The organism is Pseudomonas sp. GW456-L12 (assembly GCF_059424045.1).
This window is the reverse complement of sequence record NZ_JBWKZA010000019.1, coordinates 87,439-101,978: the sequence shown is the minus strand read 5'-3', so window position 1 is coordinate 101,978 and position 14,540 is coordinate 87,439. Positions and strand designations below refer to the sequence as shown.

16 protein-coding genes and 1 pseudogene are annotated in these 14,540 nt (G+C 55.5%); 5 read left to right on the top strand and 12 right to left on the bottom strand.

Annotated features, from left to right (window positions below; all coding sequences use genetic code 11):
• Positions 1-184 precede the first annotated feature (184 nt).
• Complete coding sequence (locus AC07Y9_RS21900) at positions 185-667, bottom strand: hypothetical protein (protein ID WP_146021780.1); 483 nt, start codon at positions 665-667, stop codon at positions 185-187.
• A 670-nt stretch (positions 668-1,337) separates the two neighbouring features.
• On the opposite strand from AC07Y9_RS21900, the gene AC07Y9_RS21895 reads away from it, so the two are divergent.
• Positions 1,338-2,213, top strand: a complete 876-nt coding sequence (locus tag AC07Y9_RS21895; protein WP_087092272.1) for a LysR substrate-binding domain-containing protein — start codon at positions 1,338-1,340, stop codon at positions 2,211-2,213.
• A 178-nt stretch (positions 2,214-2,391) separates the two neighbouring features.
• On the opposite strand, the gene AC07Y9_RS21890 is transcribed toward AC07Y9_RS21895, so the two are convergent.
• Genes AC07Y9_RS21890 through AC07Y9_RS21870 form a run of 5 tightly spaced genes read right to left on the bottom strand, consistent with a single transcriptional unit; the run spans position 2,392 to position 5,733 of the window.
• Positions 2,392-2,982, bottom strand: a complete 591-nt coding sequence (locus AC07Y9_RS21890; protein WP_087092271.1) for an HvfX family Cu-binding RiPP maturation protein — start codon at positions 2,980-2,982, stop codon at positions 2,392-2,394.
• 12 nt (positions 2,983-2,994) lie between these two features.
• Positions 2,995-3,654 (bottom strand): putative DNA-binding domain-containing protein, encoded by a 660-nt coding sequence (locus tag AC07Y9_RS21885; RefSeq protein WP_087092270.1) that lies wholly within the window; start codon positions 3,652-3,654, stop codon positions 2,995-2,997.
• Positions 3,651-4,484, bottom strand: a complete 834-nt coding sequence (locus tag AC07Y9_RS21880; protein ID WP_087092269.1) for an MbnB/TglH/ChrH family RiPP precursor modification enzyme — start codon at positions 4,482-4,484, stop codon at positions 3,651-3,653. The genes AC07Y9_RS21885 and AC07Y9_RS21880 overlap by 4 nt, the downstream gene beginning before the upstream one ends.
• Complete coding sequence (locus AC07Y9_RS21875) at positions 4,481-4,783, bottom strand: hypothetical protein (protein WP_087092268.1); 303 nt, start codon at positions 4,781-4,783, stop codon at positions 4,481-4,483. Before AC07Y9_RS21875 ends, AC07Y9_RS21880 begins: the two co-directional genes overlap by 4 nt.
• Before the next feature lie 14 nt (positions 4,784-4,797).
• Positions 4,798-5,733: an MBL fold metallo-hydrolase gene (locus tag AC07Y9_RS21870; protein ID WP_087092267.1), complete on the bottom strand. Its 936-nt coding sequence runs from the start codon at positions 5,731-5,733 to the stop codon at positions 4,798-4,800.
• Between the two features lie 369 nt (positions 5,734-6,102).
• Between AC07Y9_RS21870 and AC07Y9_RS21865 the strand changes: the two genes are divergently transcribed.
• From AC07Y9_RS21865 to AC07Y9_RS21855, 3 genes and pseudogenes are all read left to right on the top strand, one after another.
• Positions 6,103-6,357, top strand: coding sequence for a DUF2790 domain-containing protein (locus AC07Y9_RS21865; RefSeq protein WP_102680398.1), 255 nt, complete (start codon positions 6,103-6,105; stop codon positions 6,355-6,357).
• Positions 6,358-6,478: 121 nt separating this feature from the next.
• Entirely contained in the window at positions 6,479-6,703 is a 225-nt protein-coding gene (locus AC07Y9_RS21860) for a hypothetical protein (RefSeq protein WP_102680397.1), read from the top strand.
• Positions 6,704-7,079: 376 nt separating this feature from the next.
• Positions 7,080-7,352: pseudogene (locus AC07Y9_RS21855) on the top strand (Arm DNA-binding domain-containing protein); the annotation flags it as partial.
• Positions 7,353-7,588: 236 nt separating this feature from the next.
• Here AC07Y9_RS21855 and AC07Y9_RS21850 read toward each other — a convergent pair.
• From AC07Y9_RS21850 to AC07Y9_RS21825, 6 genes are all read right to left on the bottom strand, one after another.
• Entirely contained in the window at positions 7,589-7,945 is a 357-nt protein-coding gene (locus tag AC07Y9_RS21850) for a type II toxin-antitoxin system RelE/ParE family toxin (protein WP_102680396.1), read from the bottom strand.
• A gap of 2 nt (positions 7,946-7,947) precedes the next feature.
• Positions 7,948-8,238 carry a type II toxin-antitoxin system ParD family antitoxin gene (locus AC07Y9_RS21845; protein WP_087092263.1) on the bottom strand — a complete coding sequence of 97 codons (291 nt, stop codon included), beginning with the start codon at positions 8,236-8,238 and terminating at the stop codon, positions 7,948-7,950.
• Between the two features lie 470 nt (positions 8,239-8,708).
• Positions 8,709-9,278 (bottom strand): hypothetical protein, encoded by a 570-nt coding sequence (locus AC07Y9_RS21840; protein ID WP_009044406.1) that lies wholly within the window; start codon positions 9,276-9,278, stop codon positions 8,709-8,711.
• Between the two features lie 11 nt (positions 9,279-9,289).
• Positions 9,290-11,491 carry a xanthine dehydrogenase family protein molybdopterin-binding subunit gene (locus AC07Y9_RS21835; protein ID WP_102680395.1) on the bottom strand — a complete coding sequence of 734 codons (2,202 nt, stop codon included), beginning with the start codon at positions 11,489-11,491 and terminating at the stop codon, positions 9,290-9,292.
• Entirely contained in the window at positions 11,488-11,946 is a 459-nt protein-coding gene (locus AC07Y9_RS21830; RefSeq protein ID WP_009044404.1) for a (2Fe-2S)-binding protein, read from the bottom strand. Before AC07Y9_RS21830 ends, AC07Y9_RS21835 begins: the two co-directional genes overlap by 4 nt.
• 934 nt (positions 11,947-12,880) lie before the next feature.
• Positions 12,881-13,540: a YdcF family protein gene (locus tag AC07Y9_RS21825; protein WP_087092260.1), complete on the bottom strand. Its 660-nt coding sequence runs from the start codon at positions 13,538-13,540 to the stop codon at positions 12,881-12,883.
• A gap of 730 nt (positions 13,541-14,270) precedes the next feature.
• Here AC07Y9_RS21825 and AC07Y9_RS21820 point away from each other — a divergent pair.
• The gene (locus tag AC07Y9_RS21820; RefSeq protein ID WP_053262084.1) at positions 14,271-14,540 is read left to right on the top strand and encodes a hypothetical protein; all 270 of its coding nucleotides are present in this window, start codon (positions 14,271-14,273) and stop codon (positions 14,538-14,540) included.

The following is a 14,540-nucleotide window of genomic DNA, read 5'->3' as shown; positions in this document are numbered from 1 at the left end:
GCTGCTTACTGCCGATGGTTTCTGCGCCGTTGGCCAAGGTGCTGAATGCGGGTCGTAGCCTGACTGGTGGTGTATGTGGGGGGGCTGAAGTGCGGATGAACCAGATTCCATAGCTACAACCGATATCGATCACTCATAGCTATGAAAAGGCTGGTTGCTTAATGGTTTTAAAAAGTGTCCAAAATTAATCGTCAGGTTTGGCTGCTTGAGTATTGAGTATTGTCGGTTTTTCGAGTAGGCGTTCACGCATTTGATGTAGTTTTTTTGCCGTGTCGCTCATTGTGGTGTTATGGGCTTTTTCTTCTTGAAGGTATTCCGACTCCGATTGGATACGATTGTCTATGCCTTTGAGCGACATAGCTAGTTCGTTGTGTAGGGTAATAGCCTTTTGCTGATTGGCTGTATCTGTTTGTTGGTTCAAGTATTTAATGAGGTTTTTGCAATCGTGCTTCAGTACCTCAAGACTTGTGCATTTTCCGAATGCCAGTGCGTGATTAGAGCAGGATTTTAGAATCTTGGCCAGATCAGCTTGTGCAGTATGTTGATTGTTGGTTTTGAGGTAATGGGAAACTAGGCGGGGGAGCTTTTTATTATAGTGGTCGGTAGTGATAGGTCGAGCATAGCTTGCTCCTGCAGAAGTAGGGGGTTTGCATGTAAATAGGTTCATAAGGTAGGCTTCATGCTTTTCAAAAGATATAAGAAATAATGTTGTTTGAAGATTATCCGTTGGGTAAGGCTGGATTGGCTTTCAATTTTAGCTCAAGCATCAAAGTGCTCTAGACTCTGTACGAAAAATGCCAAACCATCCGGATCTGTGCCGTGATTATGGCGATCCGACCCGCTTCTACCGTAAGAGTGACAGTAAGGTTGGTATTACATCAGCACGTCTTCATCCTATGATCCCGATCATTAACCAGACGTTGGTCGGCGATGGTGAAAGGTGGATATGTTTTCCGCTCTTCAGACTGACTCCTGGATCAAATAATAGCGGTTAGACACTGGTATCGGAGATCTGTGCTTCACGTTCCTCGGTCTTGCCGAGGGCGATAGATGAGGACTAGAGGCATCAACCATTTCGACGCTCGGGCAGTTGCGTGTGCGGATCGGGTGGAGTAGGGCGGTGTTTCTACCCTGGCTGGATATACTTATGGAGGGGCGATGTGCAGGGAGTAGCGGATAGGCTAATATCGTGCGGTTATTTGACGTGCTTAGCCACGGTGCCGGCCCAGCACTGTCATGTCACTTCGGTTTACGGCTGGCGCTGACTGTATCGTCCAGATCCTGGATGGACTGAGTACCCGCTAGCATTTGCTCATAGCCATTCATTCTTCGCTTATATGAACCTTCATCACCTCTTAGTCTTTCACACGATTGCCAAAACCGGCAGCATTACCGCCTCTGCAAAAGCGTTGCACATCTCGCAACCGGCGTTGTCTCGCGAATTGCGCAAACTGGAGGAGTGCTTCGGTTTGACCCTCTTTGAACGCCAACCGCGTGGCATGCGTTTGACGCACGCCGGCGAAGTTCTTGCCGAATATGCCGATCGCCTCTTTGATATTGCCAGAACGGCTGACCTGGCGATGAAGGAACTCGCAAGCGCCAGGATTGGGCACTTATCCATAGCGGCGAGCAACACCATCGGTACCTATGTATTGCCGCGCGTTCTTGCACGTTTTCGCCGTAACAATCCAGGTGTGAAGGTCAGTCTCTTCGTGAGTAACACGGAACAGGTTTCTCAGGCCGTTGCGGACATGCGCTACTCGCTGGGGTTCATTGAAGGTCCTTTGCATATAAACGGTTTGACCGCGACCCATTTTCGCGAGGACGATTTGTTGCCGGTAGTGGCCGCATGGCATCGGTTGGCCGATGCTACCGCCATCAAACCCCGGGATCTCGATGACGAGCCTTTACTGATGCGCGAAGTGGGATCGGGTACGCGGGAATTGATTGCGGCAGTACTCGAAGATCTGGACGTGCAACAAGGATCGATCATGGAGTTTGGCAACACCGAGGCCATCAAGCAGGCTGCCATTCATGGCGGCGGCATTGCCTGGCTGCCCGCCATCAGTATCGCGGACGAATTGGCCAACGACGTACTCATCCCTTTACCCTGCGCGCCGCTCACGCTTCGCCGCACCTTGAGCATTGTGCGTCGCGCGGCCGTACCTGACGGGCCGGCCGAGCGCGAATTGCTTTCCTTGCTCGAGCAGTAACGGCAAACGACGGGCAAAAAAAGGGCAGAGCGGTGAGCTCTGCCCAAAAGCTATCAGAACACCGCTCGGGTTTAGCTGTTACCCGTCGTCGGTCGTTGAAGGACATGCCCGGCGACATTGACCCTGTGGCTGGCATAGCGACCCTGAATGGGATCGGGTCGCTGTGCCAGGCACCCGGTCACTTCGGCCAGCGCGGGAAGACCTTGGCCAGCCAATGGTCGGCGCTGACATAGCGACCTGCGCCATAGAAGAACAGCACCATGATCATGACCGCATAGGTCACCGTGAACTCGATACCGTTGTTGAGGATGATTGGATCCCCCAGTTCCGTCACATAGTTGAAGCGGCCCGGGAAGGAATGCTGCAGCCAGGTCATGAGACCACTGAGGCGCATGCTTGCTTCCGTGGTCTTGTCGGCAATCGCGGCCCAGCCGTGCGACCAGTGCACGGACAAGCCGGCGACGGTCATCAAGATCGCCAACGGAACGGTGACGATACGGGTGAACAGACCTAGGGCGATGCAGATGAGTCCCGCCACTTCGGTGCCCGTAGCAAGCGTGGCCATCAGAGTGGGCAAGGGCATGCCGAGACCGCCTTGGGCCACCGGGGTAGAGAACCACTCGACCAGGCCACTGAAACCGGTGACTTTGGCGTGGGCACCCTCGTAGAGGGTGGGCAGCAGGTACAGGCGGATGGAAAGTAGCGCTACGAAATCCAGCTTCTTGGACTTTTCGAGGCCGCGATTGAGGAGTGCGATCAGTTTAGCCATGGCGATGCCTTACTATTCGTGGTGTGAGGTGATGAGTTCGCGCTGAAGTGCGTGCGTGAACCAGTGGGCTGATTCCATCGGGGATACGAGTCGCTCACCTCCCGTGAAGGTGGTCAGTTCTGCGATGTCGTGGTTTGAAAGCCGTTGCGTCACGACCCTATGGTCGAAGGTGCGAAAGACGGCATAGGCACAAGGTGCGTCGTGGTATAGCAGCGCTTGCTCCGCAAGTCGGTCGTCCGCGTACAGGTCAAACGGAGTGGCCAGCCATCGCACGGTGGGGTTGAGGCGAATGCGGGTCGGGCGACGAGCGCCCTCTCCATGGGGACGGGGAACCGGGGTTTTATCGACCTCAACGTCAAACAACATCCATTCGTACTCGATGAGGGGGCGCTCGATACCTGGAGGCAGGCGCGGCTGCATGAAGCGGACAAACTCGGTCGCGAGGTGAATGAATTCGGCCCGCGTTGCGCCAAAGCATTTGTAGAATGCGTCGATATCCTGGCGCAGGCGCTCGGCACCGCGATGTTGGGCAAACCGTGGGAACATCGTGGTGACTAGCTCTTGCGCGTTCGCACGGACCAACTCGCCATACGGACCAAGATCGCCGCGACGCACAGCCTGGCACCGGCGCTCAGCTTCGCTGGCGACATCCGGGGCGATGTGAAAGTTCATTGCAGATTCCCCGTCGAGCCCGTCATGGCCTGATGGATGCCGCGCAGTTCCTCACATAGCTCGTCGAGGCTGGGTATATTGTTGTCGCGCTCCAGCACAATGGGCCGCTCGCCGAACCGATGGACCGCATAAATCCCCAAGCCCAGCACGGTGGCCGAGACATCGGCGCCGTGGGTGTCCAAGACTCGCTCTTGAGGACCATTATCGAGATGGCCGGCCATGTGAAAGTAGGTCACCGCGTCCGCCGGTAATGCATCGATGAATGCGCGCGGATCGGATCCGTGGTTACGCGCGTTGACATATGCATTATTGACATCCAATAGCAGCCCACAGCCCGAGGCGTCGACCAGGCGAGCGATGAATTCGCTTTCGGCCATCTGCCCCTCCTCATCGTAGTAGTAGGAGATGTTCTCCAACGTGATACGCCGGGACAGGTAGTCCTGCACCGCCTTGACCTTGTCGACCATTAGCTGCAGGCTCGCCTGCGTGCGATGCACAGGAATCAGCTCGTACAGGTAGCCGCGGCTATCGCGCGACATGCTCACGTGATCGCTGTAGATCGCAATGTCGTAGGTGTCTAAGAAAGTCTTCACTGCGCTCAAGTAGTCCATATCCAGTGGCTGAGCGTCGCCGATGGACAGGCTCAAGCTGTGTGCCACCATTGGATATTTATCCGCGATGGCGTCGAATTGCTCCGTGCTCTCTCCACCCAACCCCATCCAGTTGTCCGGTACGACTTCTAGAAAGTCGAAGTCAGTCCGAACGGGGTCGTTGGCGAGAGGCAAGGCAAACTCGCGCCGGAGCCCAAGCCCTCGTCCTTGGGTGATCATTGGCCACAGACCCCTTCGGCGAGTTTCTTCTGGGTCGTTTCGGCGACGTCGTATCCTTGGGCGGTCAGACCACATTTACCGTCCCGTGTACGGACCAGGCGATCCTGTGGGTCCTGACTGATCTTGGCCTTGCTGTAGATCTTCTCGGTGCCGCACTTGCCGCTGGCACACTTGCCGCCACTCTTGGTGGTCTTGGCGATGGCCGGTGGCGGGGTTTCACTGGCGTGAGCCGGCTGGCTGATGACGGCGAACGAGGCAAGCGAGGCAACGGCGATGGAGAGTGCGAGTGTGTGTTTCATTGGATGCTCCCGGGTCATGGCATTTCGAAGCGCGACAGATCACGGCCTGCGTAGACCGGGCCGTGGTAGTAGCGCTTGATGATTGCAACGTTGCTGTCCTTGTTCTTCAGGGACTTGCCCATGAAGTGATTGAGAACGAGCATCTTGGGGTTGATGGCTGCGGCGATCTTGCCGACGACCGTCGGCGTTGCATGGAGGAATTTAGAGGTGGCGTCGGCGTCGTCGTCGATGGCCGCCGGCATGACCAGGATGTCAGCGCCCTTGGCAAAGTCGATGAATCCGGCACGGCTGCCGTTCTGATCCGCGGAGATCACGATCGTGCCGCGCTTGCCCTCGATGCGGAACGCCAGGGTCGGTACATCGCCGTGCGGAATGCCGTAGGCATATACCTTGACCTCGGCGTCTTGATAAACGAGGGACGCTTTCTCGGCGTGGCGATCCACATCGATGATCGGGCTGACCTTTAGGTTCAACCCATCGCTGCCGTCATGCAGCCCCTCGAGGTAGGCAAACGAGCCAGTCTTGGCGCCGAACATGTCGTGGAAGAACTGCGTCATGCTTGGAAAAGCGTCAGACCCGTCCGGACCGACCAGTGCGGTCTTGTTGCCCGAGGCCATGAAATATGCGCCCTTCAAGATGGCGGGCAAGTCGGCGCTATGGTCCGTGTGGAAGTGCGAAATGCCGATGAAGTGCAGGTCTTCCAGCCGGGCATGGGCCTGACCAAAACGCAGGTACGTACCGCCGCCAGCGTCGATGAGCAGCCGTGACTTGCCATCGATCCAGACAATCTCCCCCGACGAAGCGCGGGCGTCGTCAGAGATGGGGCCACCGGAGCCGAGCAGTTGGATGCCCATGGAATGCGATGTGTCGCAATTGGTCGTAGCGGCGAATGCGCCGGTGGAGAGTGCCGCCAAGCCGAGAGCGGTGGCGATTCGCAAGATTTTTTTCACAGTGAGGCTCCAAGCGGGCTGAAGTGGAATGTGCAGGTCACCGAGTGGTGCCAAGCAGCACCAATGAGGTGTGACATATCGTCACCTACTGCTGACATATGCACTATTGCTTGTTTTTGATATGTCGCATGCCTTTTTGGTATGCGTTGGCACGATGCGGCCGTGTGGGTGGCTTTGACGCTCTCTGGGCTGGGGGGACTTGAGCCATGCCGTTAGGGCATGGCGCGCATGCAAAAAATGTCATCGTGCATATCGGAAGAGAGTGGGAGGATGAATTTGAGTCATTCACCGGCCCATACCGCGTTACTTGCTAGTTGCTGTGAGTTCATTACCAGTTAACAAGCAACCTGCCACTAGAGAGATACCTTCATGAAATTGTTTATGCTTGGATTTGCTGCCTTGCTCACCACCGGTTCAGCGTTTGCCGACACTACCGAGACCTCTCCGGTCATTCACGACAAGACCGGCTTCTACGTTCATATGGATGTAGCAAAAATCATATCCATGACTCAAATCCCGGACCAGTGCGGTGTGGTTCCCGCGCGTCTGGATTATCTGGACCATCAGGGGCGGGAGCATGTTCTGGACTATCAGGTTCAAGGACATTGCACGAACGAAAACTGATGGCGTGTTTTCTTTATAAACACTTAACGGTCAGTTGATAACGACACTTCCTAAAGTGCCATCCATAACTTTCATTTAGCCCAAGCGGCTCTTCCCTTTATCACCTCAGGAGATTGATTCGATGAAACGCTCCACCCTTGTCATTGCCTGCTTATTGTCCGTTACTTCTATCGCCGCCGTTGCCGAAGACGGCTCTGACCGGGCCCGCGCCCGTTGGGAGGCGTTCCAGGCCAGCCATGCGCAGGCCCACGCTGAAGCCGCGCAGAAGACTTTGACAGCCCAGACCAAAAACAACGGTTCCTCCGCAACAGGCACTACCGAACAGAAGCAACAGCCCGATACCTGATTGTTCGAACCGTTCCCGACACTCACTTCTTCTATGCTTTGCTGCGCTTGATGCTCCCTGAAAACAAGTCCAGAATTGAGTCTCTTCCTGTTTCGGCAAGAAGAGAAAACCCTTAGATTTCAATGGGTCGGACACCAGATGCGAATCTCGTTTCCCGCTCCAATTATTGTTCTACAGGCTTCTATTGAAGTCTGCAGAAACTGAAAAAAGAGGCTTCGGCCTCTTTTTTTGTTTCCGGTAAGTTCTACTCGATACCATGACTAGCCACGATTTTTTAGTACATTAATCCGGCGCTGGGTAGATCACTTTTTCAGGGGACTCACCTCACCGGAAACCGTACAAATCTCCTTCACCCAAATGAGGTGGAGATTGTACGATGGCCCTCACCGATACCGCGGTCCGACACGCCAAACCCCGTGCAAAGGACTACATCCTCCCTGATTACAACGGCCTCGCTCTTTTCGTGAATACGAAAGGCACAAAGTGCTGGCACTTCCGCTTTTCCTGGGCGGATAAGCAACCCCGTATTTCTCTCGGTACCTATCCTGAAATTAGCTTACGAGATGCTCGTGCTCTGCGTGATGTTGCCAGGGCGCTGGTCGCTAGGAGCATCGATCTGCGTGTCCATCGACAGCTGGAGCGTAATACCAGGCGCCTAGTCGCGGAAAACGGCCTAAGAAGCGGTTGTTCAGCATTGAAAGTGGTATGCAAAGTTGAACATCGCGTTTTTGGTCGTGGGTCTCGATAGTCCGGTTGGACCCAGAACCTCCCGCTTCAATTGGCCACCAAGTCGGCTGGCAGCGAGGGCGCCCAGGTTGCGATGTAGAGGCGGGCGCCTTACCTTCGCTGTTCACGGCCAGTTAAGCCGTTGGGCCAGGTCGGTGATCAGTCGTTGGGCAGGTGCAGTTGCACTTCCATGGCGTCATGAAGGAGTCTGACGACCTCGATCACGTCGTCGCTTGCCACGCGATAAAACACGATATGGCGTGGGCTTTTGACCGTCCCATGAGGGTGTTTGGCCTGCTGGCGTGAATAGATGAGGTGATAGCTGCGAAGGCCCGGTGCAAGCTCATCGCGGTCGTGGCTGCCAATGCGATAAGGTGTGTCGGCAATCGCTTGCAGTGCCACGAGGATCAGCGCCTGGTAGCGCTGGCGTGCTTGATCGCCGAACTGCGTCTGGGAGAGCCTGAGGATGTCGACAATGTCGGCGCGCGCCGCGTTGGAAATCCGATACTGCGGCATGCTCAGTGTTTCTCACGCGCGGGCAGGGTTGCCTCCAGGCTCAAACCCTCGAGGTAGTGCTCCAGATCCCCTTCGTTCAACTGCGTGAAGCGCCCGTGCTCAAGATCCATGATGCCGATCGAGGTCGCCTGACGCAGGGCCTCGATTTTGGCGGTGTCTTCGGCGATGCGCTGTTCCAATAGCCGCAAGCCTTCGCGCATCACTTCGCTGGCATTCTGATAACGGCCGGACTGCACCAGATCCTGGATAACCTGTTCCTGGTGAGGGGTGAGAACTACGTTTCGAGTCGCCATGGTTGGCTCCAGATCAGGAAAAATAATCATGTTTGAATGTTGGCATATTATGCCATCATACTTGCAAATGCATGATTTGGGGGCATCTGACGAGCTGGAATGCAAGGGCTCATCAGCAGTGCATGAGCCAAATGAGCTTTTCCGACGTTGAATAGCCAACGGCCGGTGCCGTCGACGACGGTCCACTACCGATACCCCCGGCCCTATCGCAGACGTTCCGTCAGGTAGGGGTCAAAGCCATCACGGCTGACCAGCGGGGAATTCAGCGGCTCCAGGCCCTGCTCAAGCAGAAAGACCGGGATATCGAAATCCTAAAAAACCGCCTCCCCGGCGCTCCGCGGCCCATTGGACTAGAAACACTACGTTCTACACTGATCCCACTGGGCAGGGGGCATTGGCTTTTTGGAGGCTAAGTCCCCGTCAAAAAACTTGACCCAGGGGAAGCTGCGGACCCGTTAGTGGTGGCACGCTCAGCGTGCCGCTGCTTGTTCGTCCGGGCATGGCATCCCAGCCTTGGCCCAGAGCTCCAATCGCTCGATAAACTGATCGTGTGTGATGCTTGGCGTGGATCGACCTGCACCGGGATCCCAAGCCCATAGCACCAGCGGATCGGTTCTCATATGTTCGATGACTTCTTCGGGTGTTTTACGATTGCCATTGCGTTTGGGGTCCTGCATTTGATGGCATATCTGCGCACTGGTCAGCCCCTCCCAGACCATAGGCAACGGTGGCATATGCCACCCGCGAGCACCTGGCACCTTGCCGTCGGCAGTGTTCTTCTCTTGATGGCAGGCAATACATTGCATCGTCGGTGCTCCCAGACCTGCCGTGCCACGCACTACATTCTGGATATGAGCAATCATCGAATCTTTTTGGGTCGGCCGTGCACTCTGATGGCAGTTCATACAGCGGGGGCTTTGTAAGACGCTCACGACTGGGTCGAACAATTGATAAGCGTTGGGCTCCTGAGCCTGTGCGTCGAATGACATAATACTCAGCGCGGCAGACAGCCGCAGAATCGTCGCTCTTGTGATGTACATGTCAGGTTACCTTAGACAACACGAAAGGAATGGCGTAGCGGTAGCGATCGTACTGGCTGCCCGGTCGCCCATAGGATTGCGTTGGCCAGCGCTGGAGCCACGCCAGCAACGCCAGGCTCCCCAGCGCCACCGGGAGACTCGGCGCTTTCTACTACCATCGTTTCGATCTGCGGCATCTGACTCATGCGGACGACTGGATAGTCATCGTAGTTGCCCTGCTGTACCTCGCCTTTGTTCAGGGTAATTTCGCCGTACAGCGCTGACGAGAGACCAAAAGCAATGCTCGACTCCATCTGCGCCTTGACCAGGTCGGGATTAACCGCCACGCCGCAGTCAATGACGGAGTACACCTTATGCACGGTAAGCATTTGATCAGTTGTGACGCTAGCCTCGACCACGGTCCCTACAAAACTACCGTATGACTCGTGGACCACAATGCCTCTGAATACGCCTGCTTTCGGTTGCGTCGACCAATTGGCCAACTTGGCCACTGCATCGAGTGTGGCGAGGTGACGCGGCTTTTCTTGCAGCAGTTCACGACGCATTTGGTAAGGATCCTTGCCTATCCCATGCGCAATCTCTTCAAGAAAGTGCTCAACGGCGAAGGCTGTATGCGAGTGCCCCACTGAGCGCATCCACAATACGGGAACCTGGAAGCGTGGCGTGTGCAAGTCGACTCGCAGATTCGGGATGGCGTAAGGAATATCTTCAGCTCCTTCAACCGAGAGCGAGTCAATGCCGTTTTTGACAATGAAGCGTTCCATCACTGTGCCCGTACCGATCGACTGCACGGCGATACGGTTGGTCCAAGAGGTAATAGCGCCCTGAGAGTCAAGAGTCGCACTGAGCCGATGGTAGGCACTGGGACGATAATAACCGCCCTGGATATCTTGATCGCGTGTCCAGATCATCTTGACCGGCCGACGAACTGCCTTGGCGATGTGCGCGGCCGCAATGATGACGTCGAAACCGAGCGAAGAGCGTCGACCAAATCCACCGCCGGTCAACAGGGTATTGAGTTTTACCTGCTCCGGTTTCAGCCCAAGTACCGAGGCCGCCGCATGTTGGTCACCTTCGGGCCATTGCGTGCTCATCCAGACTTCAGCAGTGTTTCCTCCGCGATAATCGATGGTGGCATTGAGTGGCTCCATCGGCGCGTGAGTGAGGTAAGGAAACCAGTAGTCGGCGGTGAATGTTTTCGCGGCGCTCCGTTGTGCCAATTCTATATCGCCAGTGCTACGTGCCACCGTTCCTTCAAGTGACATCAGATGACGATACATAATGCGCTGTTCATCCGTCGAAACGCGCTCGCCATTCACATCGCTATACATCAGAACGAGGGCATCACGAGCTCGCTTTGCCGACCAGAAATCCTTGGCCACCACAGCGACCCCCTGCGGCGTTTCATAGACACCGACGACATTGGGCATAGCCTTGGCCACTGTTGCGTCGACGTGTGAGATTTTGCCACCGAAAAGCGGCGGGCGCGCGAGCACCGCGATGAGCATGCCAGGTACATAAGCATCCATGCCAAACTTGCCCGAACCGTCGACCTTGGTCATGGCGTCGATACGGCGGAGTGATTTGCCGATGATCTTGAAGTTCTTCGGGTCCCTGAGCTTTGGATTTGCTGGCGGCTCAATACCCACGGCATCGACTGCTAGCTCACCGTAAGTGGCGCTACGATCGCTCGCGTCGTGGATCACGCGGCCGGTGTCGGTACGCAGTGATGACACATCGACGTGCCAGCGCTTTGCGGCGGCAGCTAGCATCACTTCGCGGACAGCGGCACCGGCTTTACGCTGAGGCTCGTATTGGGCGATTGTCGTCAGGCTGCCACCCGTAAGTTGCTGATGCATTAGAGGGTTCTGATAGGCGGGTGCCGTGGGTGCCTGCTCCCAACGCACACGTTGCCAATCAGCGTCCATTTCCTCGGCAACCAGCATTGGGATTATGGTTGTGACGCCTTGCCCCATTTCGGTATGACCCACAATTACCGTGATCCAGTTGTCAGCAGTGATACGTACAAAAGCATTAGGCTGCACGGTTTTATGGGGCATCTGTACAGGGGTACCTGCCATCACTTCGGGTAAATGAAAACCCACCATGATCCCGCCACCGGCAATTGCGCTTAATTGAAGAAAATGTCGCCGACTAAGGCCTGTGGCTGAGGCAGAGTGCTTCGTTTCAAAGGTATCCAGAATGCGCTTCATGCCAGGCTCTCCGCAATCTGGTGAATGGCTGCCCGAATACGCGGGTACATCCCACATCGACAGATGTTGCCTGACATGGCCTGATCAATATCCGTGTCGGTGGGCTTCGGTATTTGTGTAAGTAATGCCACCGCGGCCATTACTTGACCCGATTGACAGTAACCGCATTGGGGGACATTGAGGTCCGTCCATGCCTTCTGCACACGCTTGCCAATATTAGAACTCCCCATCGCTTCGATGGTGGTGATGGACCTGCCTGTCACAACTTCGGCAGGCGTCACGCAGGATCTAACGGGTATGCCATCGAGAAGCACGGTGCAGGCACCGCACAGCGCCGCACCGCAACCAAACTTGGTTCCCGTGAGTTGCAAGTCTTCACGTAATGCCCATAAAAGAGGACGACCATTCGAGGCATCAACTTCTCGCCAATCTCCATTAACTTTAATCTTAGCCATGATATTCCCTCTTTATTGGACGGAAAAATATGGAGCAATCTCACCTACGGCTGTAGCGATGATGCCGGTGGCAAGAGTGGCGCGGATATAGTAGAAGTAGGCACCCTACGGCCTGTTTCTCGAGCGGGTAACGTGGTGGTATTAAAGCCAAGCATGTGCCTGCAACTCGGAATCAACGGGTGATGACCAGGTAACTGTAAGACAATAGAAGTGCCTACAAAGCGCCAAAGCATGAGGTGACGATAGAGCAGGTTTTGCCTGGGATACCACTTCGGCATCCAAGGCTTTGATACTCAACAAATAGTCGTACCTGGATCGCTTTTACTCGATGCGCTGTTGCAGTGAATCACTAGTGTGCTTCCCTGTTGTGCCAAGTCGCGAGGAATCAATCCACCTGCTTTCTGTTCACCCGTCGATGAAAACAATTTCACTTTTGATCGAGTAGCCTGCTACATGGCCTGCCCCTGAAGGCAGGAGATATCGCTTACTTTAAAACGTTCGAATTTAAAAATAAGCTAGTCATTTATGGATAGACAATCCTTGATTTCTGAACAATGAAAGTATGCCTCCGAACATCCGGTCCCCCACACTTAAACCGGCTCCCATCTATGAGGGTAGCGACTTGGCAAGATCACTTGCCCGCTGGATCGACATGAAGGGTAATGGGTTAAACGATTTTAATAAGTTCGTAGCATTTGAGACTGTAATCCAGCGCTTTGCTAATAATCGAGCCGCCGTGTACGAACTGGCTCTGGGCGATCATCCAGGCGTGCAAGAGGTCCATCACTGGCACGGCCTTATTGTCACTACCAACTTGACCTTCCTATCTTGCAGGAAGTTGCGAGGGTGTTCTCCGCCGCGAGCTGCGTCTTTTCAGGGCATCGTGCTGCCTGCACGCCAGTCGGTGATGCCAAGATGTCGACAAGTATTTCTGTCAGATGACGGACCCCGGCTCTGTTGTCGGCGGATTCGATTTCGCTGGATCGATGCGATCCAGGCTTGAACCAGGAATTGCTGGATACGGCCCAAGCTCTTCAAGCTCCCGCAGGAGTCCGCTGTCGATGTAGCCAGGAATCTTTCGATACTCACCCAGCACTCGCGCGTAGAACTCAGGGTCTTGATGCCAACTGGATTTGTCGACGCAGAAATAATTGATCCACCGCGCACTTATCGAGGGTGCGGGCCAGTGGCGCCGCAGCGTCATCAGGTATCGCCGTGCCGAGCAAACCTTGCCGACGACAAGGACGCTGCGCCGCTCTTCGGGAGCAAGTTGCGATTGCGCCAGCGCACGCGCAAAGCGAACGTTCTCGCCGGTGTTCGTGGCTGTGGGCTCTATGAGGAGGGCGGTCTCCGGAATGCCGAGTTCCATCAGCCGGCTCGCGATGACGTGCGCCTCGATGGTGGAGAATTCTCCAGTTTGGCCGCCCGAGACGATAGCCCGCAGAAACATCTGAGCGTGCCACAGGGTAGCGATCTCCGCACAGAACTCTTCGACGCCGTGCCGCGTGCCAAAGATCAACGCCAGATCGGAACGGGTGGCCGGTATCTCCGGCATTACGTAGTCACCGATCGCCTGCAGCTCTTCGTTCGTCATCAGATCACCTTGTGCAAGGAGGGTCGAATTCGAGAATGCGGATTATACGAGGAAGGGCGTAGCTTGGTTGTCATCCCGAAAGCGTCCTCCATTGCCAAAATGGAGTCTGGATCGGCGAGTACAGCATGTCACCGCTGATTACTGTGCGCAGTGGTGGGCACGGTGGCCGATAGCCAAACAGAAAAATGCTCGATGACATGATGGCTGACATCAAGTTGTTGTCTTTTATGAAAAAGGCAGTTTGAACTGGGCGGAATTTTGGGATTGTCTATCCAGATTGGGCGAGTTTATCTGTCAGTCCCTCTTACCTAGACTTCAACGCTATCCAGCAGGCAGGGCGGATATTTCCCATGGTCGCCATTCTGTCACTGGAGCAATTGTATTTCTCGCCGGTAGTGAGGCCAGGGTCTTGGGTGGTCTGCTTGCACGCGACCTGAACCAGATGGTTTCGCTTGACTGCAACAGAGCTGTACGCCTATGGGGCTGTCGTCGCGGTTCCTGCGGTAGGGCACAGTCTTGCAGGGGGGCGATTCTACGCGAAGCGCCGCGGCTCCCTTTCGATTGCCCATGCAGGACAGCGCACCCGATGCATGGGCGGTTTGTGGCTTCTCAACATCGGTATTTTCGCCTGTGCCCGCGAGGCGCAACAGCGTTTTTTGCTTATTGCGCGAGGCTTGTCGGGGCAGGGCGTTTTGCCCAGCCTGACGTTGCGCGAACCAGGAGGTTGGACATGCATGTACTGATGGTCATGGCGGGAGGTCTGCTCCTTCTGTTGGTGTTTATTCTGTTCGGCTGGCTTTGGGGCGGGGACAGCCTGGGCATGGCTCTAGCGACCAAGGCCTTTGTCCCTTTCTGGCTTCTGATGGCAGGCATCAATATGTGGGTGGGTGTCACCTACGCGGGTTATAGCGTGCGCCAAGAGTTGCCTATCCTGTTACTGGTCTTCGCCATGCCTACCCTGGCCGCGGGCATTGCTCTCTGGCAGTTCGCCCGTGCCTGA

Coding starts and splice junctions, on each gene's coding strand:
- AC07Y9_RS21900 (WP_146021780.1), bottom strand. CDS start 667: ATGAACCTATTTACATGCAAACCCCCTACTTCTGCAGGAGCAAGCTAT.
- AC07Y9_RS21895 (WP_087092272.1), top strand. CDS start 1,338: ATGAACCTTCATCACCTCTTAGTCTTTCACACGATTGCCAAAACCGGC.
- AC07Y9_RS21890 (WP_087092271.1), bottom strand. CDS start 2,982: ATGGCTAAACTGATCGCACTCCTCAATCGCGGCCTCGAAAAGTCCAAG.
- AC07Y9_RS21885 (WP_087092270.1), bottom strand. CDS start 3,654: ATGAACTTTCACATCGCCCCGGATGTCGCCAGCGAAGCTGAGCGCCGG.
- AC07Y9_RS21880 (WP_087092269.1), bottom strand. CDS start 4,484: ATGATCACCCAAGGACGAGGGCTTGGGCTCCGGCGCGAGTTTGCCTTG.
- AC07Y9_RS21875 (WP_087092268.1), bottom strand. CDS start 4,783: ATGAAACACACACTCGCACTCTCCATCGCCGTTGCCTCGCTTGCCTCG.
- AC07Y9_RS21865 (WP_102680398.1), top strand. CDS start 6,103: ATGAAATTGTTTATGCTTGGATTTGCTGCCTTGCTCACCACCGGTTCA.
- AC07Y9_RS21860 (WP_102680397.1), top strand. CDS start 6,479: ATGAAACGCTCCACCCTTGTCATTGCCTGCTTATTGTCCGTTACTTCT.
- AC07Y9_RS21850 (WP_102680396.1), bottom strand. CDS start 7,945: ATGCCGCAGTATCGGATTTCCAACGCGGCGCGCGCCGACATTGTCGAC.
- AC07Y9_RS21845 (WP_087092263.1), bottom strand. CDS start 8,238: ATGGCGACTCGAAACGTAGTTCTCACCCCTCACCAGGAACAGGTTATC.
- AC07Y9_RS21840 (WP_009044406.1), bottom strand. CDS start 9,278: ATGTACATCACAAGAGCGACGATTCTGCGGCTGTCTGCCGCGCTGAGT.
- AC07Y9_RS21835 (WP_102680395.1), bottom strand. CDS start 11,491: ATGAAGCGCATTCTGGATACCTTTGAAACGAAGCACTCTGCCTCAGCC.
- AC07Y9_RS21830 (WP_009044404.1), bottom strand. CDS start 11,946: ATGGCTAAGATTAAAGTTAATGGAGATTGGCGAGAAGTTGATGCCTCG.
- AC07Y9_RS21825 (WP_087092260.1), bottom strand. CDS start 13,540: ATGACGAACGAAGAGCTGCAGGCGATCGGTGACTACGTAATGCCGGAG.
- AC07Y9_RS21820 (WP_053262084.1), top strand. CDS start 14,271: ATGCATGTACTGATGGTCATGGCGGGAGGTCTGCTCCTTCTGTTGGTG.